This window comes from Streptomyces sp. NPDC002138, from assembly GCF_040296485.1.
Taxonomy (GTDB): Bacteria; Actinomycetota; Actinomycetes; order Streptomycetales; family Streptomycetaceae; genus Streptomyces.
The window spans coordinates 22,982-45,473 of record NZ_JBEOXE010000057.1; the positions used below are offsets into that span (position 1 = coordinate 22,982).

The 22,492-nt window shown below is 69.8% G+C and carries 14 protein-coding genes; 3 read left to right on the forward strand and 11 right to left on the reverse strand.

Annotated features, from left to right (window positions below):
* Positions 1 to 16: 16 nt before the first annotated feature.
* The 6 genes from ABT084_RS29165 to ABT084_RS29190 all read right to left on the reverse strand — a co-directional run bounded on the left by ABT084_RS29165 (position 17) and on the right by ABT084_RS29190 (position 8,625).
* The gene (locus ABT084_RS29165; protein WP_351050042.1) at positions 17 to 1,531 is read right to left on the reverse strand and encodes an amino acid permease; all 1,515 of its coding nucleotides are present in this window, start codon (positions 1,529 to 1,531) and stop codon (positions 17 to 19) included.
* Positions 1,532 to 1,707: 176 nt separating this feature from the next.
* Positions 1,708 to 3,624 carry a 1-deoxy-D-xylulose-5-phosphate synthase gene (dxs, locus tag ABT084_RS29170; RefSeq protein WP_351050045.1) on the reverse strand — a complete coding sequence of 639 codons (1,917 nt, stop codon included), beginning with the start codon at positions 3,622 to 3,624 and terminating at the stop codon, positions 1,708 to 1,710.
* Positions 3,625 to 3,904: 280 nt separating this feature from the next.
* Complete coding sequence (locus ABT084_RS29175) at positions 3,905 to 5,185, reverse strand: sugar ABC transporter permease (protein WP_351050073.1); 1,281 nt, start codon at positions 5,183 to 5,185, stop codon at positions 3,905 to 3,907.
* Between the two features lie 26 nt (positions 5,186 to 5,211).
* Entirely contained in the window at positions 5,212 to 6,000 is a 789-nt protein-coding gene (locus tag ABT084_RS29180) for an ATP-binding cassette domain-containing protein (protein ID WP_351050048.1), read from the reverse strand.
* Positions 6,001 to 6,194: 194 nt separating this feature from the next.
* Positions 6,195 to 7,304 carry a sugar ABC transporter substrate-binding protein gene (locus tag ABT084_RS29185; protein ID WP_351050050.1) on the reverse strand — a complete coding sequence of 370 codons (1,110 nt, stop codon included), beginning with the start codon at positions 7,302 to 7,304 and terminating at the stop codon, positions 6,195 to 6,197.
* 118 nt (positions 7,305 to 7,422) lie between these two features.
* A complete protein-coding gene (locus ABT084_RS29190; RefSeq protein WP_351050053.1) occupies positions 7,423 to 8,625 on the reverse strand; it encodes an ROK family transcriptional regulator in 1,203 nt (400 codons plus the stop codon).
* Between the two features lie 559 nt (positions 8,626 to 9,184).
* On the opposite strand from ABT084_RS29190, the gene mgtA reads away from it, so the two are divergent.
* Positions 9,185 to 11,905, forward strand: a complete 2,721-nt coding sequence (mgtA, locus tag ABT084_RS29195) for a magnesium-translocating P-type ATPase (RefSeq protein ID WP_351050055.1) — start codon at positions 9,185 to 9,187, stop codon at positions 11,903 to 11,905.
* A gap of 28 nt (positions 11,906 to 11,933) precedes the next feature.
* Entirely contained in the window at positions 11,934 to 12,650 is a 717-nt protein-coding gene (locus tag ABT084_RS29200) for an MgtC/SapB family protein (RefSeq protein WP_351050057.1), read from the forward strand.
* On the opposite strand, the gene ABT084_RS29205 is transcribed toward ABT084_RS29200, so the two are convergent.
* The 5 genes from ABT084_RS29205 to ABT084_RS29225 form a co-directional block, all read right to left on the reverse strand.
* Positions 12,643 to 13,569: a carbohydrate ABC transporter permease gene (locus tag ABT084_RS29205; protein ID WP_351050060.1), complete on the reverse strand. Its 927-nt coding sequence runs from the start codon at positions 13,567 to 13,569 to the stop codon at positions 12,643 to 12,645. The two genes, ABT084_RS29200 and ABT084_RS29205, sit on opposite strands and share 8 nt — an antisense overlap.
* Positions 13,570 to 13,581: 12 nt before the next feature.
* Positions 13,582 to 14,526 (reverse strand): carbohydrate ABC transporter permease, encoded by a 945-nt coding sequence (locus ABT084_RS29210; protein WP_351050062.1) that lies wholly within the window; start codon positions 14,524 to 14,526, stop codon positions 13,582 to 13,584.
* Between the two features lie 77 nt (positions 14,527 to 14,603).
* Positions 14,604 to 16,055 carry an N-acetylglucosamine/diacetylchitobiose ABC transporter substrate-binding protein gene (ngcE, locus tag ABT084_RS29215; RefSeq protein ID WP_351050076.1) on the reverse strand — a complete coding sequence of 484 codons (1,452 nt, stop codon included), beginning with the start codon at positions 16,053 to 16,055 and terminating at the stop codon, positions 14,604 to 14,606.
* A gap of 308 nt (positions 16,056 to 16,363) precedes the next feature.
* Positions 16,364 to 19,093, reverse strand: a complete 2,730-nt coding sequence (acnA, locus tag ABT084_RS29220) for an aconitate hydratase AcnA (protein WP_351050065.1) — start codon at positions 19,091 to 19,093, stop codon at positions 16,364 to 16,366.
* A gap of 139 nt (positions 19,094 to 19,232) precedes the next feature.
* Positions 19,233 to 20,273 carry a LacI family DNA-binding transcriptional regulator gene (locus ABT084_RS29225; RefSeq protein ID WP_351050068.1) on the reverse strand — a complete coding sequence of 347 codons (1,041 nt, stop codon included), beginning with the start codon at positions 20,271 to 20,273 and terminating at the stop codon, positions 19,233 to 19,235.
* A gap of 95 nt (positions 20,274 to 20,368) precedes the next feature.
* Between ABT084_RS29225 and ABT084_RS29230 the strand changes: the two genes are divergently transcribed.
* A complete protein-coding gene (locus tag ABT084_RS29230; RefSeq protein ID WP_351050071.1) occupies positions 20,369 to 22,339 on the forward strand; it encodes an amidohydrolase in 1,971 nt (656 codons plus the stop codon).
* The last annotated feature ends 153 nt before the right edge of the window (positions 22,340 to 22,492 follow it).

Here is a 22,492-nt window from a genome sequence, read left to right on the forward strand (position 1 = left end):
CGGGGACCCTTCCCGGTCAGCGGTCCACGTGCACCGTGTCGGGCGCCATGCCCTCGCCCCGCCCCAGGCGGCTGTGCTGCTTCCCGTACAGGAAGTAGACGAAGAAGCCGACCACCATCCAGATCCCGAAGCGCAGCCAGGTCTCGGCCGGCAGGTTCAGCATCAGCCAGACCGACGCCGCGATCGACAGGATGGGCACCACGGGCACCCACGGGGTGCGGAAGGCCCGGTGCAGGTCGGGGCGGGTGCGGCGCAGGACCATCACGCCGAGCGCCACGACGACGAAGGCGAAGAGCGTGCCGATGTTCACCAGGGTGGCCAGCTCGTTGATGCTGGTGAACCCGGCGACGACCGCGATGATCACGCCGAGCAGGATCGTCGGCCGGTAGGGCGTACGGAACTTCGGGTGGGTCCGCGAGAAGAAGCGCGGCAGCAGTCCGTCGCGACTCATCGCGAAGAACACCCTGGTCTGGCCCAGCAGCAGGATCATGCACACCGTGGTCAGGCCCACGGCCGCGCCGAAGCTGATGATGCCTCCGTAGACCGGATGCCCGGCGGATTTGAAGGCGTCGGCGAGCGGGGCACTGGTGGAGAGGTCCTTGTAGTTCTGCATGCCCGTGACCACGATCGAGACCGCCACGTAGAGCACGGTGCAGATGATCAGCGAGCCGATGATGCCGCGCGGCATGTCCTTCTGCGGCAGCTTGGTCTCCTCGGCGGCGGTGGCCACCACGTCGAAGCCGATGAAGGCGAAGAAGACCACGGAGGCGGCGGTGAAGATGCCCATGACGCCGAAGTTCGTGGGCTGGTAGCCGAAGATGAGCTGGACCAGCGGGGCGTTCAGCCCGGAGCCGCCCGGCTGGGGCTTGGCCGGCGGGATGAACGGGTGGTAGTTGGACTTCGTGATGAAGAACAGGCCCGCGATGATCACGATGAGCACCACCGTGACCTTGATCGCGACGACGACGCCGGTGATCCGCGCGGAGAGCTTCACCCCGATGACCAGGATCGCGGTGAGGACCAGGACCAGCAGGAAGGCCAGCAGGTCGAAGGTGCCGCCCTGCACGTCGGGCCCCTGGAGCGCCGCGGGCAGGTGGATCCCCGCGTTGTCCATCAGCGAGCGGACGTAGCCCGACCAGCCGACGGCGACGACGGCGGTGCCGAGCGCGAACTCCAGCACCAGGTCCCAGCCGATGATCCAGGCGGGCAGTTCGCCGATCGAGGCGTACGAGAAGGTGTACGCGGATCCGGCCACCGGCACGGTCGAGGCGAACTCGGCGTAGCAGAGGGCGGCCAGCGCGCACACCACGCCCGCCGCGACGAACGCCAGGGCGGTGGCGGGTCCGGCGGTCTCCTTGGCCACCTTGCCGGTCAGGACGAAGATGCCGGTGCCGATGATGACGCCGACGCCGAAGACGGTCAGGTCCCAGGCCGAGAGGGACTTCCGGAGCGCGTGTTCCGGCTCTTCCGTGTCACGGATGGACTGCTCGACGGACTTGGTACGGAAGGGGCTGTTCAGATTCGTACTCACCGACGCACCTCCCAGAAGGGGCCGCCTCAACCGCACGGACCCACCGGAACGACGCGGGCCGGAAAGCCCACCCTCCAAGGGTGACCCTCCCGGCCCGTGGCGTGCAACCGCAGATGATCAGGCGCGGCCGTCCCGGCCGGCCGTGGCGGCCGTCCTGCTCGGCCGCCGTCGCCGTCCTAGTCGACGGTGGCGGCCGGCTCGTTCTCGTACCGGCCGTCCAGCTTGGCGACCAGGCCGGTGACCTGCCGGGCGATGTCCGGAGCGGTCAGCCCGATCTCGGCCATGACCTCCTTGCGGGAGGCGTGGTCGAGGAAGCGCTGCGGGATGCCGAAGTCGCGCAGGGGTACGTCGACCCCCGCGTCCCGCAGGGCCTGCGAGACGGCCGCGCCGACGCCGCCGGTGCGCCCGTTGTCCTCGACGGTGACGACGACCCGGTGGCCGTCGGCGAGCGGGGCCAGGGCCTCGTCCACCGGCTTGACCCAGCGCGGGTCCACGACGGTCGAGGAGATGCCCTGCTTGTCCAGCAGATCGGCGATCTCCAGGCACATCGGGGCGAGCGCGCCGACCGAGACGATCAGTACGTCCGGTCGGGTGACCTCGGGGGCCGGCGTGCGCAGCACGTCCATGCCGCCGATCCGGCCGACGGCCGGGACGGCCGGGCCCACGACGCCCTTGGAGTAGCGCACGACCGTCGGCGCGTCCTTGACCTCGACGGCCTCGCGCAGCTGCGCGCGCAGCTGCTCGGCGTCACGCGGGGCGGCGAGCCGCAGACCCGGCACCACCTGCATGATCGACATGTCCCACATGCCGTTGTGGGAAGCGCCGTCCGTACCGGTGACACCGGCCCGGTCCAGCACGAAGGTGACCCCGCACTTGTGCAGGGCCACGTCCATCAGGACCTGGTCGAAGGCGCGGTTGAGGAAGGTCGCGTAGACCGCGAAGACCGGGTGGGCCCCGCCGGTGGCCAGGCCCGCCGCCGAGGTCGCGCCGTGCTGCTCGGCGATGCCGACGTCGAAGATCCGGTCCGGGTAGGCGTCGGCGAACCGCTTGAGGCCCACGGGCTGGAGCATGGCCGCGGTGATCGCGACGATGTCCTTGCGCTCGCGGCCCAGCTTGACCATCTCGTCGGCGAAGACGGAGGTCCAGCTGGCGGCGTCGGTGGTCACCGGCAGGCCGGTGTCCGGGTGGATCACGCCGACCGCGTGGAAGCGGTCCGCCTCGTCCTGGACGGCCGGCTCGTAGCCCCGGCCCTTCTGGGTGAGGCAGTGCACGATGACCGGGCCGCTGAAGCGCTTGGCGCGCTGCAGGGCGGACTCCAGGGCGTCGATGTCGTGGCCGTCGATGGGCCCGATGTACTTCAGGCCGAGGTCCTCGAACATGCCCTGCGGGGCGATGAAGTCCTTGAGGCCCTTCTTGGCGCCGTGCAGGGTCTCGTAGAGCGGCCTCCCGACGACCGGGGTGCGCTCCAGGAGGTCCTTGCCGCGGGCCAGGAAGCGCTCGTAGCCGTCCGTGGTGCGCAGGGTGGCCAGGTGGTTCGCGAGACCGCCGATGGTGGGCCCGTACGAGCGCTCGTTGTCGTTGACGACGATCACCAGCGGGCGGTCCTTGGCGGCGGCGATGTTGTTCAGCGCCTCCCAGGCCATGCCGCCGGTGAGGGCGCCGTCGCCGATGACGGCCGCGACGTGGTGGTCCTCGCGGCCGAGCACCTCATTGGCCTTGGCCAGGCCGTCGGCCCAGCCCAGCACGGTGGAGGCGTGCGAGTTCTCGATCACGTCGTGGTCGGACTCGGCGCGCGACGGGTAGCCGGACAGGCCCCCCTTGGTCCGCAGGCCGCCGAAGTCCTGGCGGCCGGTGAGCAGCTTGTGGACGTAGGCCTGGTGGCCGGTGTCGAAGAGGACCTTGTCCTTCGGCGAGTCGAAGACCCGGTGCAGGGCGATCGTCAGCTCGACCACACCGAGGTTGGGGCCGAGGTGCCCGCCGGTCTTGGAGACGGCGTCGACCAGGAAGGACCTGATCTCCGCGGCGAGCTGGTCGAGCTCCTCCGGGCTGAGCCGGTCCAGATCGCGCGGTCCCTTGATGCGGGTCAGCAGCACCCGTGCCTCCTTGCAGTTGCTTGCTGGTCTGTCGAGTCTAATGTTCCGCTCGCGCCGCCCGTCGCCGGGCCGCCCCGGCGCCGTGACGCCTTTGTCATATCTGTACACATAGGCACGGCCCCACACGCCACCTTCGAGTGGATGTACGCACAGGTGCCCGACGCCACGAAGGGTGGCGTCGGGCACTGTGGGCGGCGTACGCCCGGACGGGTGGGGTCCGGGCGTGTCCCGGCTCCGGCCGGACCGGACGGGGTCCGACCAGGGCCGGATCCGGATGCGGTTAGGCGCGTCCCGCCGTCTTCTGCGTCTTGCGGGTCACGGAGTCGATCACCACGGTGGCCAGCAGCACCGCGCCGGTGATCATGTACTGGATCGGCGTCGCGATCCCCTCCAGGGCCAGACCGTACTGGATCGATGTGATGACCATGACACCGAGGAGGGCGTTCCAGGTGCGGCCGCGGCCGCCGAAGAGGCTCGTGCCGCCGATGACGGCCGCCGCGATCACGTTCATCAGCAGGTCGCCGGCGCCGGCGCTCTGGTTCGCCGCCGCGATCTTGGAGGCCCAGAAGAGGCCGCCGATCGCCGCGAACGTACCCGCGATGGCGAAGACGGTGATGCGGACGCGGTTCACGTTGATGCCCGCGCGGCGGGAGGCCTCGACGCTGCCGCCGAGCGCGAAGACCTGACGGCCGAAGCTCGTGCGGCGCAGCAGGAAGTCCGTGCCGACGAGGGCCACCAGGAAGAGCAGCACCGCGAGCGGCATGCCCTTGTACTGGTTGAACACGATGGCGGGACCGAAGGTGAACACCGCGAGCAGGCCGGTGCGCAGCATGATCTCGCCGAGCGGCCGGGAGGGCACTCCGGCGGCCGCGCGGCGGCGGGCGTCGGAGAACGAGGCCAGGAAGTACGCGGCCGTGGCGAGGGCGGCGAGCCCGTAGCCGACGGCCACGTCCGAGAAGAAGTACGTGGTCAGCTTGCCGACCACGCCCTCGGAGTCGATGTTGACCGTGCCGTTGCTGCCGAGGATCTGCAGCATGGCGCCGGACCAGAAGAGCAGGCCCGACAGGGTGACGGCGAAGGCCGGGGCGCCGATCTTGGCGAAGAAGAAGCCGTGGACGCAGCCGATCAGCGCGCCTCCGGCGATCGCCGCGAGGACGGCCAGCCATTCGTTGACGCCGTGGGTGACGGCGAGGACCGCGACGATCGCGCCCGAGACACCGCTGACCGAGCCGACCGAGAGGTCGATCTCGCCGAGCAGCAGGACGAAGATGATGCCGACCGCCATCATGCCGGTGGCCGTCATCGTGATCGCGATGTTGGTGAGGTTCTCGGGGCCGAGGAAGTGCGAGTTCAGGCTCTGGAAGATGCTCCAGATGATGATCAGACCGAGGACGACGGGTACCGAGCCCAGGTCACCGGCCTTGAGCTTGCGGCCGAACTCGTTCAGGTACCCCGCGAACCCCTGCTCGCGCACGAGCAGGCGGGGGTCAACGGCCGGGATCGCGTCCGCTGCGGGCGGGACGGGTCCGGACGGCTTGGCGTGGGCGGGGCCCTTGCCCAGCGGACCGGCGGAGGGATTCTGGGTGCTCACTTGCGGGCCTCCCCGGTGCGGGCCGCCCGGCGGGTCACGGCATTGTCCGTGGCACCGGTGATGGCGGAGATGATCTCTTCCTGCGACGTGTCCTTCACGGCGAAGACGCCGTTGTTGCGGCCGAGGCGCAGTACGGCCACCTTGTCGGCCACCGCCTTCACATCGGCCATGTTGTGGCTGATGAGGATGACGGCGTGGCCGCGCTCGCGCAGCCGCTCCACGAGGTCGAGCACCTGTGCGGTCTGCTCGACGCCGAGGGCGGCGGTGGGCTCGTCGAGGATGACGAGCTGGGGCTCGCCCAGCATGGAGCGGGCGATCGCCACGGTCTGGCGCTGGCCGCCGGAGAGCGAGGCGATGGGGATACGGACGCTGGGGATCCGGATGGACAGGGTGGTCAGCAGCTCACGCGCGCGCCGCTCCATCTCCACCTCGTCGAGGACCCCGCGGCGCTTGATCTCGCGCCCGAGGAAGAGGTTGCCGACGACATCGATGTTGTCGCACAGCGCGAGGTCCTGATAGACCGTCGCGATGCCCAGGTTCTGGGCATCGTGGGGCTTGGTGATCGACACCGGGCGTCCCTGCCACTCGATGACACCGTCATCGATGGGGTGTACGCCGGCGATCGTCTTGACCAGCGTGGACTTACCGGCGCCGTTGTCGCCGACGAGGGCGACCACCTCGCCTGAGTGGATCTCGAGTTCTACGTCGGTCAGGGCCTGGACGGCGCCGAACCTCTTCGAGACCCCTCGCAACGCCAGCACGGGCGCAGCGGACACATGAACCATCTCCTTCGCCGCCTGACCGGCGGGGATGTCGTGCAAAAGAGCAGGACCACAGGGGGTATGAACAAGGGTAAGGAAAACGTTTCTTCACGGCTTCGCGAGAGCCGATTACCATCCGGCGCCCCACCGGTGGCGGGATGGGAGGCGGGGCGCCGGACAGGCGAGGGGGTCGCGGCGCGAGGCGCGCGACGGGGGCCTTACTTCAGGCCGAGGGTGGCGCAGGCGGCGGCGTACTTGTCGGTGCAGATCTCGTCGGCCGAGTAGACGTTGTCACGGATGACGGTGTCCTTGATGTTCGCCTTGGTCAGCGAGACGACCGGGATCAGCACGGACGGAACGGCCTTGGTGGTGGGGCTGTCGACCTTGGAGGTGGCGACGACCTCGATGCGCTCCTTCTTGGCGAGGGCGACGGCCATCTTCGCGGCGGCCTCGGCTTCGGGGGCGTACGGCTTGTAGACGCTCATGAACTGCTCGCCCGCCACGATCCGCTGCACACCGGCGAGTTCGGCGTCCTGACCCGTGACCGGGGGAAGGGTGGTGAGACCGGCCGCCTTGAGGGCGGTGATGATGCCGCCGGCCATGCCGTCGTTGGCCGAGTAGACGCCGACGATCTTGTCCTTGCCGACGGCGGAAAGCGCGGCCGCCATGTTGGTGTTGGCGTTCTCCGGCTTCCACTCGACGGTGTCGTACTCCTTGGCGACGTTCACCTTGCCGTCGAGGACGGAGTGCGCGCCCTGCTTGAACAGCTTGGCGTTCGGGTCCGTGACGGAACCGTTCATCATGACGATCTGGCCGTCCTTGGCCTTGTCGCCCAGCGCCTCCAGGAGCGCCTTGCCCTGGACCTTGCCGACCTCTTCGTTGTCGAAGGAGGTGTAGGCGTCGATCGGGCCCTCGGCCAGGCGGTCGTAGGCGACGACCGGGATGCCCGCGTCCTTGGCCCGCTTGACCGCGCCCGCGATGGCCTTGGAGTCCACGGCGTCGATGATCAGGACGTTCACCTTGTTGGTGATCATCGTGTCGACCTGCGAGTTCTGCGTGGTCGCGTCCTGCTTCGCGTTGGCGTAGACGACCTCGCCCTTGCCACCCGTGAGGTCGGCGACCTGCTTCTCGATGAGCGGCTTGTCGAACTTCTCGTAGCGCGCGGTCTGGTTCTCCGGCAGGAGCAGACCGATCTTGATGGCGTTGCCCTTGACGACGTTGGTGTCCGACTTGTCGCCGGACTCCTTGGCGCTGCCACAAGCGGCGAGCGAGACGGCCATGGCACCGGCGGCGACGGCTACGGCGGTTCTGCGCATACGAGTGTTCATTTCTTGAACCTCCCTGACGAGGCCGCAACGTCGCGGCCGAGGTGGATGTGAGTCAACCCCGGCCGCCAGATTGCCGTCAAGGAGTGAATCCTTAACGAGATGACAACGGTGCCATCCGTTATCTAACTGAATGCAGCAACACCGGCTCTTGAAACCCACCAAGGAGGGTCGAATCGCCCATCTCGCTCAGTACGAGCGCCAGCGCGCCCAGCACCTCGGCCCGCCCGCCCAACGACCCGGTGAGCACCGACAGCTGACGGGCCGCACTGGGGATCGCGTACCGTCCCACGGACTCGCGTATGGGGGCCAGGACCAGCTCGCCGGCGTCCGCCAGCGAACCGCCCAGCACCACCCGGCTCGGGTTCAAGAGATTGCAGAGGCTGGCCACCCCGCTGCCCACGTGGCGGCCCACGTCGGTGATCACCCGGCGGCAGCCCGGGTCCCCGCCCCGCGCCAGCTCGACCACGCGCTCCATGGTCAGTTCGGGCCCGTGGCTGCCCTGCAGCAGGGGCAGGACGTAGCGGGCGGCCGCGAAGGTCTCGAGGCAGCCCCGGTTGCCGCAGCGGCAGACCGGGCCCGACTCGTCCAGGGTGATGTGCCCGATCTCGCCCGCGGTGCCGCCCGGGCCCCGGTAGATCTCCCCGTTGATGACCAGACCGGCGCCGACGCCGCTGGCGACCTTGATGTAGGCCAGGTCCTTGACCCCGCGGCCGCTGCCCCACACCAGCTCGCCCAGCGCGCCGAGGTTCGCGTCGTTGTCGACGTACACGGGCACACCGAGGCGCTGCGAGAGCTCCTGGCGCGGATTGATCCCGGCCCAGCCCGGCAGGATCGAGGTGGAGCCCAGGTTCCCGGACTCGCCGTCGATGGGGCCGGGGACGCCGAGGCCGACGCCGATGACCTTGTCCCGGCTCACCCCGATGCTCTCGATCAGGCTGGTGACCAGGGCCTCGGCCCGGTCGAAGCCGTCCACCCAGGAGGCGTCGACGTCCAGCGGTTCGGCCTCCTCGGCCAGGACCTGGTGGGCGAGGTTGCCGACCGCGACCCGCAGGTGCGTGTGCCCGAAGTCGACGCCGATGACGATGCCCGCGTCCCCGCTGAGCGAGACGCTGCGGGCCCGGCGGCCGCCGGCCGAGGTCGGGGTGACCTCGACGGTCCCGCCGTCCTTCAGCTCACGGACGATGTTGGAGACCGTGGCCGCCGACAGTCCGGTGGTACGGGCGATCTCCGCCTGGGTCAGCGAGCCGGCGAGCCGGACCGCCCGCACGACCCGTTCGAGGTTCGCGCGGTGCAGCGATGACTGCGATCCCGGAGTCTTCACGACTCATCCACTCCTGCCATTAGCGACGGCCTGCCGTCGCCCCCCGGCCGAGGTCGCGGTCACGAGACCCCGGCGTCTCTCCAACTTGTGAACCCTAAGTCGAGCCTTTGGACATCAAGACGTCAAGAGGCCGACGCAGCACGAATCGGCCACTATCGGTCATAAGTACGAGAGAAACCTCCCCCGCTTCGTGTTACGGTCGCTGAGGCGCCGGTCATCTGCGGCCTTTCCAGGCCGGACCGGGCGCCATGTCGATGACAGCGCTATGCGAGGAGGTGTTCGGGATGAGTCCCGATCGAAGTCCTTGCCGCGCTCTCGTTGGTTAATCAGCCGCTGATCGGCTGACTCTTCTTCCTTGAGTGCGCACGGCCGCGGTGTGTCCGCGGATGTCCGTGCACTTCCTCATGCCCTCCGTACGCTCCGGCCCCGTGCCCGGCGTGCGTCATCCATGCCCACCGGCGCTCCTCGCGGCTGCGTGCCGCCCCGCGCCGACCCATGATCACTCCACGTGACCGTGCGGCTCCGTGCTGCCCGGACGCCGTGGAGGGAGGTATTCGTCATGACCATGCTCACCCCTCGTACCCCCACGAAGCTCGCACCGCCGGGCAAGGGCCGCCGCGAACGCAAGGCCGCCGAGCTGGAGGCCCGTACCCGCGTCGTCGGCGAGCGGCTCGCCGGGCTCAGCGCCCGCCCCGGCCCGCTGGTCCTGCAGGACGTCGACGCTTCCCGCAACGGCCTGACCCACGCCGAGGCCGCGCTGCGCCGGGAGCGGGACGGCGCGAACGTCGTCGCCCAGGAGCGCGCGCCCCGCTGGTGGTCCCAGCTCGCGAAGGCGTACGCGAACCCCTTCATCGCGGTCCTGGTCTTCCTGGCCGCCGTCATGTACTGGCAGGACCCCGCGGACCCGGGCGTCATCATCCTCTCGGTGATGGTCGGGATCAGCGGACTGCTGCGCTTCTGGCAGGAGTTCCGCTCGGGCCGCGCCGCCGACGCGCTGAAGAAGCTCGTCACCACCACCTGCGCGGTGCAGCGCCGGGCGGGCAGCGGCTCCGGGCCGACCACCTTCGAGATCCCGATGGACCAGGTGGTTCCCGGCGACATCGTCAAGCTGGCCGCCGGTGACCTGATCCCCGCGGACCTGCGGCTCATCACCTCCAAGGACCTGATGGTCAGCCAGGCCGCGCTGTCGGGCGAGTCGTTGCCGGTGGCCAAGGCCGACACCCGGGCGCAGGACCGCGGGCAGTTCGAGACCACCGACCCGGTCGAGGCCGACAACCTGTGCCTGATGGGCACCTCGGTGACCTCCGGCACCGCCACGGCGGTCGTCGTCGCCACCGGCTCCGACACCTACTTCGGCTCGATGGCCGGCTCACTGGTCGGCGAGCGCCCGCAGACCAACTTCGACACGGGCGTGCGCAAGGTCAGCTTCCTGCTGATCCGGTTCATGCTGGTGATGGTCCCGGTCGTCTTCATGATCAACGGCTTCACCAAGGGCGACTGGGAAGCCGCCTTCCTCCTCGGCATCGCCGTGGCGGTGGGCCTGACGCCCGAGATGCTGCCGATGGTCGTCTCCGCCAACCTGGCGCGCGGCGCGGTCGCCATGGCGAAGCACAAGGTCGTCGTCAAGCGCCTCAACGCGATCCAGAACCTGGGCGCCATGGACGTGCTCTGCACGGACAAGACCGGCACCCTCACCGAGGACCGGATCGTCCTGGACCGCTACCTCGACGTGCACGGCGACGACGACAACGAGGTCCTGGAGTACGGCTACCTCAACGCGCACTTCCAGACCGGCCTGAAGAACCTGATGGACCAGGCGGTCATCGATCGCGTGGACGGGGCCGAGGAGGTTGTCGTCGACGCTCGGTTCTCGATGGTCGACGAGATCCCCTTCGACTTCGCCCGGCGCCGGATGTCCGTGGTCCTCAACCGCAACACCCTGGTCGGGGCGGTCGGCCGGTCCGAGCACGTCATGATCACCAAGGGCGCCGTCGAGGAAGTCCTCGCGCTGTGCACCCGCATGCGGGACCGCGGGCGCGAGGTCGAACTGACCGGCGAGCTGCGCCGGCGCGTCACCCGCATCGCCGAGGACCACAACCGCCAGGGGCTGCGCGTCCTGGCCGTCGCCACCCGTACGGTCGCCACGCCCCGCGACGCCTACACCGTCGCGGACGAGGACCAGCTGACCCTGGTCGGCTTCCTCGCCTTCCTCGACCCGCCGAAGGCCGACGCGGCCCGGGCCCTGCGGGGCCTGGCCGACAAGGGCGTCGCGGTCAAGGTCGTCACCGGTGACAACGAGCTGGTCGCGGCGCGGGTCTGCGCCGACGTCGGCATCGACGTGGGCCACGTGGTCCCGGGCACCGAGCTGGACCTGCTCGACGACGCGGAACTGCGCACGCTGGCCGCCCGTACGACCGTGTTCGCCAAGGTCAATCCGGTCCAGAAGGCCCGTATCGTGCGAGCCCTGCAGGCCGAGGGCCACACCGTCGGGTTCCTCGGGGACGGCATCAACGACGCCGCCGCGCTGCGCGACGCGGACGTCGGCATCTCGGTCGACACCGCCGTCGACATCGCGAAGGAGTCGGCGGACATCATCCTGCTGGAGAAGGACCTGACCGTCCTGGAGCAGGGCGTGATCCAGGGCCGGACCACCTTCGGCAACACGATCAAGTACATCAAGATGACCGCCAGCTCGAACTTCGGCAACGTCTTCTCGGTGCTGGTGGCGAGCGCGTTCATCCCGTTCCAGCCGATGCTCGCGATCATGCTGCTGGTGCAGAACCTGGTCTACGACATCGCCCAGCTGGCGACCCCGTGGGACCGGATGGACGAGGAGTACCTGCGCAGGCCCCGCAACTGGGACGCCAAGGGCATCGGCCGGTTCATGCTCTGCATCGGCCCCATCAGCTCGATCTTCGACATCGCGATGTTCGTGATCATGTGGAACGTGTTCGCGGCCAACACCGAGGCGAACCAGGCGCTCTTCCAGTCCGGCTGGTTCATCGAGGGCCTGCTCTCGCAGACGCTGATCGTCCACATGATCCGGACCCGCAAGATCCCCTTCATCCAGTCGCGGGCGTCCTGGCCGGTGATGGTGATGACCGCCCTCGCGGTGCTGACCGGGCTGTTCCTGCCCTTCTCGCCGCTGGCCGAGTCGCTGGGCTTCGTCGCGCTGCCCGCGAGCTACTTCCCGTGGCTGGTCGGCGTACTGCTCGCGTACTGCACGCTCACGCAGCTGCTGAAGACCGTGTACATCAAGAAGTTCAACACCTGGCTGTGACCGGCCGGGCGTGGAAGGGGGCGGGGCGATGCAGCTCACCGAATGGCAGATGGCCGGGCACCTGGCCGCCGGACTCGGCTTCGGGGCGGCGATCGGGCTGGAACGGCAGTGGCGGGCCCGGATGGCGGGGCTGCGGACGAACGCCCTGGTGGCGGGCGGCGCCGCGCTGTTCGTCCTGCTCTCCCAGTACGGGTTCATGAGCGAGGTGTCCGAGGTCGGGTACGACGGCTCGCGGGTCGCCGCGCAGATCGTCTCCGGGATCGGCTTCCTCGGCGCCGGGGTGATCATGCGGGACGGACTGAGCGTTCGGGGCCTGAACACGGCGGCCACCCTGTGGTGTTCGGCGGCCGTGGGCTGCCTGGCCGGCACCGGGATGTTCGTCCTCGCCGCCTGCGGCACGGCGGGCGTGGTGGGAGCCAATCTCCTGCTGCGCCCGCTGGGCCGGCGCCTGGACCGCGAACCGCGGGGCGGGGCCGAGGTGGCCACCGACTTCCACTTCGAGGCGGTGTGCCTGGAGGCGGAGGAGGCCCACATCCGCCACCGGCTGGTCGACGCGCTCGGCCGGCCGGGCCACCAGCTCCGCTCGATCCGCAGCCAGGACGGTCCCGAGGAGGGTCTGGTGACGGTGTCGGCACTGCTGACCGCCGAGGGGGCCGGGGGCCGGGCGCTGGAGGAGGCGGTGAGCAACCTCAGCCTCGATCCGTCGGTCTCGGCGGTCAGCTGGTCGGTGGTGTCCGCTACTTGAGGGTGGCGGAGGTCAGTCCGGCCTGGATCTGGCGCTGGAAGGACAGGTAGACCACCAGCATCGGGATCATCGCGATGGTCACGCCGGCGAAGAGCACCGGCAGGTCCGTCTCGTAGCCCATCTGGTACTGGAGCTGGATCAGGCCCTGGGTGAGCATGTAGCGCTCGGGGTCCGATCCGGTCTGGGGCTGCATCAGCACGGCGGGCAGGATGTACTGGTTCCACTGCCCCAGGACATTGAATATCCCGACGGAGATGAGGCCGGGCTTGGCCATCGGCAGCATCACCTGGAAGAAGATCCGGGTGTCGGACGCCCCGTCGATCACCGCCGCCTCGTACACCGCCGTCGGCAGCGTGCGGAAGAACGAGTGCATGAAGAACACGGTGAACGGCATCGAGTAGGCGATGTACACCAGGATCAGGCCCTGGTAGCTGTTGAGCATGTCGAGCCGCTTGACCATGAAGAACAGCGGTACGAGCGCCAGGAACACGGGGAACATCGCCCCGCTGACGAAGAAGTAGTAGATGATCCGGTTGCCCTTGAAGGGGTACCGGGCCAGCACGTACGCCGCCATCGAGCCCAGCAGCATGGTCAGCGGGACCGAGAACACCATCACGATGACGGTGTTGCCGAAGTAGTCGCCGATGCCCTTGTCCCACGCCCGGGTGAAGGCGTCGAAGTGCCAGTTGGAGGGCCAGCTCAGGGCCGAGCCGCCGATCTGGCCGTCGGTCTTGAAGGAACCGAGCGCCAGCCAGACCAGGGGCAGCACGATCAGGAGGGCCCAGACGGCGAGGAAGCCGTGCGAGAAGACATTGAGCACCGCGCCCTCGGAGCCGCCCGAGCGGCCGGCTTTGGCCGGCTTCTTGCGGTCGGTGCGCTCGGCGGAGGCCTCGTCGGGTGCCTTGGTCACTGTGGTCATCGTGTCTCCCGCTCAGAACTCGATGCGCTCGCGGCGGGTGGCGCGCAGCGTGACGAGGGAAAGGATCAGGGTGAGGACGAGCATGACGACTCCCATGGCGCAGGCGTAGCCGCTCTTGCCGAAGTACAGGAAGTTGCGCATCAGGACCGTCGCCATGACCTCGCCGTGGTGGTCGGGTCCGCCGCCGAACTGGCCCGATGTCATGGTCGACACGAGGACGAACATGTCCATCGCGGCGATGCCCAGATAGACCGCGGAGGTCTGCACAGCGTCCCACAGCAGGGGCAGCGTGACCTTGATGAAGGTCTGGGCGCGCCCCGCGCCGTCGAGCAGCGCGGCCTCGTAGATGTCCTTGGGGACGGTCTGCATCGCGGCCGAGAAGAGCACCAGGTAGAAGCCGACCCCGTGCCAGACGACCACGGCGAGCATGCACCACAGCACCAGGTTCGGCTCGTTGAGCCATTCGATGGGGTGCAGCCGGTCGATGATGTGCAGCTTGGTCAGCAGGCCGTTGAGCAGGCCGCCCTCGTCGCTGCGGTAGACGGCGCCGAAGAGCACGGCGAGGATCGCGAGGGAGAGGACCTGCGGGAAGAAGTAGACGATCTTGTAGAAGGCCGCGCCCCGGACGCCCCGCACACCCCCGGCGCCGCTGCGCCCTCCGACGTTCACCATGAAGGCGAAGAAGAGGGCCAGCAGGATGGTGATGGTCGGGACGAACACCAGGAGGAACAGGTTGTGGAGCAGGGCGCCCCGGAAGACCTCGTCCTTCATCAGGGTCGAATAGTTCTCCAGGCCGACGAAGTCGAACGTCGGTGACTGTCCGGACCAGTTGGTGAAGGAATAGCCGAACGTCTGAATGTACGGCCAGATGACAAAGGTCAGATACAGCGCGAGCGGCAGGAGCAGGAATCCGGCGATGAAGCCGACCTGTCCTCTGCCCCGGGCTACGTGACTCATGGTGTCCGTCCCTGATGGTTCGCCCGGCTCCCGCCGGGTGGTGCCCCCGGCCGGGGGACCGGCCGGGGGCGATGGCGTCAGCTGCGGTGGTTGTTCTTGGCGTTGGGGTCCTTGGCCGCCTTGTCTACCGCAGCCTGGGCCCGCTTGATCCATTCCTTCGGCTGAATTCGCTTGGCCATCAGCTCATTGGACGCGGCCTGGATGTCGTTGTCCATCTGGCTGTACCAGTCCGGGTACAGGTAGGCGAAGGTGTTGGTGCCGGCCGCCTTGAGCGCGGTCACCGCCGACGCGGTGCCGGGGCGCAGCTTGACGTTGGGGTCCACGCCGTCCTTGACCACGGTCAGGGAGTTGGCCTGCTGGGCGAAGAGGGTGGACCACTCGCGGGAGAGCATCGAGCGCAGGAACTCCAGGCCGCCGGCCTTGTTCGCGGCCTTCTCCGGGACGATGAAGGGCTCGCCGGCGCCGGCGCGGATGGCCTCGAAGGGCAGCTTGCTGTCGGCGAGGACGGGCACCGGGAGGAACTTCATGTCGAAGTCCTCCGGGGTCTGCTTGAGCTGCTCGTTCTCGAGCCATGAGCCGGAGGGGATGAACGCGGCCTTGTACTGGTTCCAGGCGGTCTGCGACTCCGTGTGGGTCAGGCCGTTGGTGCCCGGCATCAGGAGGTCCTTCTCGACGACCTCGTAGACCGCCTCGACGGCGGCGAGGGCGGCCGGGTTGTCCGCGAAGGCGTTCGGCGCCAGGTTGTCGATCGCCTTGACGGCCTCGATGCCGCCCTTCTTGGCGATGAGGTCCATGATGACGACGTTGATGTAGTACGGGAACTTGCCCTGGTGGGCGAGGCCGCCGATGCCGGCCGCCTTGGCCTTGCCGCAGACGTCGAGGAACTCGTCCCAGGTCTTCGGCTCGGCCCAGCCCTTCTCCTTGAAGAGCTTGCCGGAGTACCAGAGGCCGAACACCGTGTAGACGTAGTAGAGGGCGACGAACTTGCCCTCCTGGGTGCCCTGTTCGACGGTGCCGGGGAGCAGCATGTCCCGGACCTTCTTGGTGGGGTCGTCGAGCGAGGGCGCGTCGAGCACCTGCGTCAGCTCCGCGAGCTGGCCGCCCTTGGCCAGGACGTCGATCTTGATCTGCTGGGCGCCCGAGTCGTCGACGACGTCCGGCGGGTTGCCGCCGTTGAAGCGGGGCTGGAGCTTGGCGGTGATCTCCTGGGTGCCGAGGTGGGTGCTGCTGGTGCCCCACTTCTTGTCGAAGGCCGCTTCCCACGCCTTCGCGTAGTCGTCGCCGAACCCGCCCTTGAAGACGACGATGTCCATCTTGCTGCCCTTGGCGACACCGAAGGGGTTGTCCTTGGAGGTGACGCCCTTGGACGCGGTCTCCGAGGGCTTGTCGCCGCCGCCGGAGGCGCAGGCGGACAGGAAGCTCATCGTCGGCACGGCGATCAGACCGAGCGCCGCCGACCGCCGGATCAGGTCGCGGCGGCCGAGGCCCTCACCGTTGTTCTGCTCGCCCTGGGCGGAGATGGATCCCATGCTCATGTCCTCGCCTTCGTCAGAAGTGTGAAGGAGGCCGGTAGTCACGGCAGCTGCCGTGCCCGCGGACATCACCGCAGGTCCCCGCCCGTCCCCCGGTCCGGCACCGCGGGAGACGCGGTAGTCCGGACGGGCACAGGTATAGTCCACTTCCGCTCGTGTGAGCAAGATCATGCACAGAGAAGACCTTGGGCTTTTCCGAGTTGAGACCTCACCGTCACCTGGCCCCGCCCGCCGGAGGTGGTCCGGGACAACGAAAAGGGCCGTACCCCCTTTAACGGGGATACGGCCCTTTGGTGCCGATGTGCTTAGTTGCGGATGAGGTTCCGCAGCACGTACTGCATGATGCCGCCGTTGCGGTAGTAGTCCGCCTCGCCCGGGGTGTCGATGCGGACGACCGCGTCGAAGTCGACACCGGTGTCGGTGGTGACCTTGACCGTGCGCGGGGTGCTGCCGTTGTTCAGCTCCTCGACGCCGGTGAAGGAGAAGGTCTCCTCGCCGGTGAGGCCGAGGGAGGCCGCCGTCGCGCCCTCCGGGTACTGGAGCGGCAGGACGCCCATGCCGATCAGGTTCGAGCGGTGGATGCGCTCGTAGGACTCGGCGATGACGGCCTTGACGCCGAGCAGCGCGGTGCCCTTGGCGGCCCAGTCACGGGACGAGCCCGAGCCGTACTCCTTGCCCGCCAGGATGACCAGCGGGATGCCGGCGGCCTGGTAGTTCTGCGAGGCGTCGTAGATGAAGGAGACGGGCGCGCCCTCGACGGTGAAGTCGCGGGTGAAGCCGCCCTCGGTGCCCGCGGCGATCTGGTTGCGCAGGCGGATGTTGGCGAAGGTACCGCGGATCATGACCTCGTGGTTGCCGCGGCGGGAACCGTACGAGTTGAAGTCGCGGCGCTCGACACCGTGCTCGGTGAGGTACTTGCCCGCCGGGGTGTCGGCCTTGATCGCACCGGCCGGGGAGATGTGGTCGGTCGTGACCGAGTCGCCCAGCTTCGCCAGCACGCGACCGCCGACGATGTCGGAGACCGGGGTGGTCTCCATCGTCATGCCGTCGAAGTACGGGGGCTTGCGGACGTAGGTGGACTGCGGGTCCCACTCGAAGGTGTTGCCCGTCGGGATCTCCAGCGCCTGCCACTGCGCGTCGCCCGCGAAGACGTCCTGGTAGGACTTGGAGAACATGTCCTCGCCGATGGCCTCGGCGACGACGTCGTTGACCTCGGCCTCCGTGGGCCAGATGTCCGCGAGGAAGACCGGCTTGCCCTCGAGGTCCGTACCGAGGGCGTCCTTGGTGATGTCCACCTTCATGGAGCCCGCGATGGCGTACGCGACGACCAGCGGCGGCGACGCCAGGTAGTTCATCTTGACGTCGGGGTTGATCCGGCCCTCGAAGTTGCGGTTGCCCGAGAGCACCGAGGTGACCGCGAGGTCGGCGTCGTTGATCGCCTTCGAGATCTCCTCGTCCAGCGGACCGGAGTTGCCGATGCAGGTGGTGCAGCCGTAACCGACCAGGTTGAAGCCGAGCTTGTCCAGGTACGGCGTCAGGCCGGCCTTGTCGAAGTAGTCGGTGACGACCTTCGAACCCGGGGCGAGGGTGGTCTTGACCCACGGCTTGCGGGTCAGGCCCTTCTCGGCCGCCTTCTTGGCCACGAGCGCCGCGGCGACCATGACGTAAGGGTTCGAGGTGTTGGTGCACGAGGTGATCGCGGCGACCGTCACGGCGCCGTGGTCGATCTCGAAGGAGGTGCCGTCGGCGAGGGTGACCAGGGTCGGCTTGGTGGGCACGCCGTTGGCCGTGGCCGGGGAGTCGGACGCCGGGAAGGACTCCTTGCCGGCCTCCTCGTCGTCGCTGACGTAGTTGCGCACGTCCTGCGCGAACTGCTGCGAGGCGTTGGCGAGGACGATGCGGTCCTGCGGGCGCTTGGGGCCGGCGATGGAGGGGACGACCGTGGAGAGGTCGAGCTCCAGCTTCTCGGAGAAGTCCGGCTCGGCGGCCGGGTCCAGCCACAGGCCCTGCTCCTTGGCGTACGCCTCGACCAGCGCCACCTGCTGGGCGTCGCGGCCGGTCAGGCGCAGGTACTTCAGGGTCTCGTCGTCGATCGGGAAGATCGCGGCGGTGGAACCGAACTCCGGCGACATGTTGCCGATGGTGGCGCGGTTCGCGAGCGAGGTGGCGGCGACGCCCTGGCCGTAGAACTCGACGAACTTGCCGACGACGCCGTGCTTGCGCAGCATCTCCGTGATCGTGAGCACCAGGTCGGTGGCGGTGGTGCCGGCCGGCAGCTCGCCGGTCAGCTTGAAGCCGACGACGCGCGGGATCAGCATGGAGACCGGCTGGCCGAGCATCGCGGCCTCGGCCTCGATGCCGCCGACGCCCCAGCCCAGCACACCGAGGCCGTTGACCATCGTGGTGTGCGAGTCGGTGCCGACGAGGGTGTCGGGGTACGCCTGGCCGCCCCGGACCATGATCGTGCGGGCCAGGTGCTCGATGTTGACCTGGTGGACGATGCCGGTGCCCGGGGGGACGACCTTGAAGTCGTCGAAGGCGGTCTGGCCCCAGCGCAGGAACTGGTAGCGCTCCTTGTTGCGGCCGTACTCCAGCTCGACGTTCTGCGCGAAGGCGTCCTTCGTGCCGAACTTGTCGGCGATGACGGAGTGGTCGATGACCATCTCGGCCGGGGAGAGCGGATTGATCTTGGAGGGGTCGCCGCCCAGCTCCTTCACGGCCTCGCGCATGGTGGCGAGGTCCACGACACAGGGCACACCGGTGAAGTCCTGCATGATCACGCGGGCCGGCGTGAACTGGATCTCCTCACTCGGCTGGGCCTGCGAGTCCCAGTTGCCGAGCGCCCGGATGTGGGCGGCGGTGATGTTCGCGCCGTCCTCGGTACGGAGCAGGTTCTCCAGCAGCACCTTCAGGCTGTAAGGCAGGCGGGCGGAGCCCTCCACCTTGTCCAGCTTGAAGATTTCGTACGACTCGTCGCCCACCTGCAGCGTGCTGCGGGCGTCGAAGCTGTTCGCCGACACGACAGTCTCCTTCATGCATGAATTCGCGCGTTCTACCGCATCCTGCCGCGTGGCACTGTTGGCCAATCCGCTAAGGTGAGGCTAAGTTAGGTAAGCCTTACTCATGCGGGGGCTGCGGCGCGCCTTTGGCAGTTATCTCGATGTCGAGATAACTCTAGTACATGTCCGGGCGCCGGGACGAAGCACGCACCCTCAGGCTTGCCGGAACGGTCAGCTGGCCAGGCGATTCCGCTTGTCCCGATTCCACCAGGGTGACCAGCGCGGACACCGCGGATTCGGCGCTCCGCCCCGGGTTCAGCGTGACCGTGGTCACGGCCGGTTGACCCTCGCCGTAATCCGGGTCCTCGCTGGCGCAGACCAGAAGGAGTGCGTCAGGTATACGGAGCCCATGGCGCGCGGCGGCGGCGAGCACCTGGCGGCCGCCCGGATCGTAGACCGCGTGCACGGCGTCGGGACGGACCCCCGGCGGAGCCGCGAACGCGGAGTCGAAGGCGTGGCCCGCGGTGTCGGCGGGGTCGAAGGGGATCAGCAGCGGCGGCCGGCCCCGCTCCGCGCACCACCGCTCGTACGCCGCGGTGACGGCCCCGGAGTAGAAGTCCCGGCCGTACCCGCAGTGCAGGGCGATCCGGCGGGCGCCCGCGGCGGCGAGATGGCCGAGCACCTCGCGGGTGGCGGCGGTGTGGTCGTTGTCCACCCAGACGTCGCCGGGGCGGGGGTCCACCGGGCGGCCGTCGAAGACCACCGGGAGCCCGCGCGCCCGCAGGGCCCGCAGCACCGGGTCGCCGGCCGGGCTGTCGAGCAGCAGCATCCCGTCCACGGCCAGGGTGTGCCACAGCGGCTCGGCGCCACGCTCGGCGGGGAGCGTGGTCAGCGCGTAACCGCGGGCGTGGGCCGCGGCGGTGGCGGCGGTCAGCCAGCGGGAGTAGTAGGCCACCTCGACGAAGTTCCAGGCGAAGCCCTCGTAGGTGGTGACGGCGAGCCCCAGCGCGCGGGTGCGCGGGCCCCGGCGGGCGCCGCGCCCGGGGGCGGCGTACCCGAGACCGGCGGCCACCTCGCGGACCCGGCGACGGGTGCCCTCGCCGAGCCGGCCGGTGCCGTTCAGGGCGTGCGAGACCGTCGCGGTGGACACCTCCGCGGCGCGGGCGATGTCGGCGATGGTGGGTCCGCCGGGCAGGCCGGGGGCTCGGTGGGGCACGGGGGTCATCGTACGGATTCCGTCGTCGCGGGCGGGTTCCGGTTACGGGCTTAACCAAACAGTGTCCTGGTCACCTCGACGTGTCAGGAGTGGCCATGCCCGTTTCTCCTTCTTCTCCGCTCTCCCCCGCCTCCCCTTCCTCCCCCGCCTCCCCTTCCTCCCCCGCCTCCCCTTCCTCCCCCGTTCCCTCCCGGGTGTCGCGGCGGGGCGTGCTCGCGGCGGCCGGGGCCGCGGGCGCGGCGGGCCTGCTGGGCGCGGGCGCCGGTACGGCGTCGGCCGCCTCCCCGCCCGGCGGGCGCGGCCCGGCCGCGCTGGTCATCCACAACGCCCGGGTGTTCACCGGGACCTCCGGCGGGGCCCCCGTCGACGCGGTGGCGGTCGGCCGGGACGGGAAGATCCTGGCGACCGGATCCGGCACGGCCCTGCGGCGGCTCGCGGGCCGGGACACCGAGGTGGTCGACGCCCGGGGCAACACCGTGATGAGCGGCATCCACGACGGGCACACCCACCCGCTGAACGCGGGCGAGCGCTCCATGCGGCCCTCGCTGGGGAGCGCGGAGACGACCGTGGCGCAGCTCCGGGAGATCCTGGGCGGCTTCCTGGCCGACACCGGGGGCGCGGGCGCCGAGCCGGACGGCTGGCTGGTGGTGGAGGACTGGAATCCGGTCGGCCTGCTGCCGGCCGGGACCCTGCCCCACCACACGATGCTGGACGCGCTGGCGACCCGGCGGCCGGTGGTGCTGGTCGGCGGGGACGGGCACAACCTGTGGGCGAACCGGCGGGCGCTGGACATCGCCGGGATCACCGCGGCCACGCCCGACCCGGTCGGCGGGAAGATCGTGAAGGGACCGGACGGGCAGCCGAGCGGAGTGCTCAAGGACGACGCCCAGGACCTGGTCCTGCGGTACGAGCCGCAGCCCTCGCGGGCCGACGTGGTCGCGGCCTGCGCCAAGGTGCTGGAGCTGGCGGCCGCCTCCGGGGTGACGACGATGATGGACGCGCTGGTGGGGCGGCACGAGCTGACGCTCTACCAGGCCCTGTCCGGCGCGGGGCTGCTCCCACAGCGGGTGGTCCCGGCGATCCGGCTGAGCGCGGAGCAGGCCAAGGACCCGGCGGGCGCGCTCGCGTACGCACGGGGTCTGCGGCGGGAGTTCGAGGGGGTGAAGGGGCTCCGGTTCGGGATGATCAAGGTGTTCCTGGACGGGGTCATCGAGTACCCGGCGCAGACGGCGGCGCTGCTGGAGCCGTACCTGGACGGGGCCGGGAAGCCGACGGACAACCGGGGCGAGCTGTACGTCACGGCGGCCGACTACGGGCGCCTGACCGAGGCCTTCAACCGGGCCGGCTGGCAGCTGCACGCGCACGGGCTGGGCGACAGGGCGGTACGGACGGCCCTCGACGGCTACGCGTACGCGCGGCGGGCCACCGGGCAGCGGGACGCGCGCAACGCCGTCGCGCACCTGCAGATCGTGGACCCGGCCGACCTGAAGCGGTTCGCCCAGCTGGGCGTGGCGGCCTGCATGCAGCTGCAGTGGGCCTCCCGGGACACCTGGACGATGGAGGCGCTGCTCCCGTACATCGGTCCGCGGCGGCACCGGTGGATGTACCCGGCGCGCAGCCTGGAGAAGGCGGGGGCGCGGCTGACCGGCGGCTCGGACTGGCCGGTGGACGAGCTCCAGGTGTGGAACCAGCTGCGCACGGCCATCGACCGTCAGGGGGCCACGGGCGAGGGCGAGCTGTACCGGGAGCTGGAGGGGCTGAGCCGGAGCTCGGCCCTGCGGATGCACACCTCGGGGACGGCGTGGCAGCTGCGCCAGGAGGGGCTGACGGGCACGGTCGAGGTGGGGCGGGCGGCGGACCTGGTGCTGCTGGACCGGGACGTGACGCGCTGCCCGGTGGCGGACATCAGCGGGACCGTTGTGCGGTTGACCCTGGTGGGCGGGCGGGTGGTGCACGACGCGGAGTCCCAGGCGGGGCGCGCGGCGGCGGGGCGGCTGAACCGGGGGGCGGGGATCGCGCGGCCGGGTGCGTATGCGGGGGTGCATGCGGGGTGCGGATGCGGGTGACGGGGGCCTGGGCCGGTGTCGGTGGGTTGGGGGGGAACCCCCGGCGGGGGGGGGGGGGGCCCCCCCCCCCGCGGGGGGCGGGGGGGGGGGCGGCGCGGCGGCCCCCCCGCCCCAGCACCCCCCCACCGGACCCCGAGGAGGAGCGGGAGGGAG

Coding starts and splice junctions, on each gene's coding strand:
- ABT084_RS29200 (WP_351050057.1), top strand. CDS start 11,934: ATGCAGCTCACCGAATGGCAGATGGCCGGGCACCTGGCCGCCGGACTC.
- ABT084_RS29230 (WP_351050071.1), top strand. CDS start 20,369: ATGCCCGTTTCTCCTTCTTCTCCGCTCTCCCCCGCCTCCCCTTCCTCC.
- ABT084_RS29205 (WP_351050060.1), bottom strand. CDS start 13,569: ATGACCACAGTGACCAAGGCACCCGACGAGGCCTCCGCCGAGCGCACC.
- ABT084_RS29180 (WP_351050048.1), bottom strand. CDS start 6,000: ATGGTTCATGTGTCCGCTGCGCCCGTGCTGGCGTTGCGAGGGGTCTCG.
- mgtA (WP_351050055.1), top strand. CDS start 9,185: ATGACCATGCTCACCCCTCGTACCCCCACGAAGCTCGCACCGCCGGGC.
- ABT084_RS29210 (WP_351050062.1), bottom strand. CDS start 14,526: ATGAGTCACGTAGCCCGGGGCAGAGGACAGGTCGGCTTCATCGCCGGA.
- ABT084_RS29185 (WP_351050050.1), bottom strand. CDS start 7,304: ATGAACACTCGTATGCGCAGAACCGCCGTAGCCGTCGCCGCCGGTGCC.
- ngcE (WP_351050076.1), bottom strand. CDS start 16,055: ATGGGATCCATCTCCGCCCAGGGCGAGCAGAACAACGGTGAGGGCCTC.
- acnA (WP_351050065.1), bottom strand. CDS start 19,093: ATGAAGGAGACTGTCGTGTCGGCGAACAGCTTCGACGCCCGCAGCACG.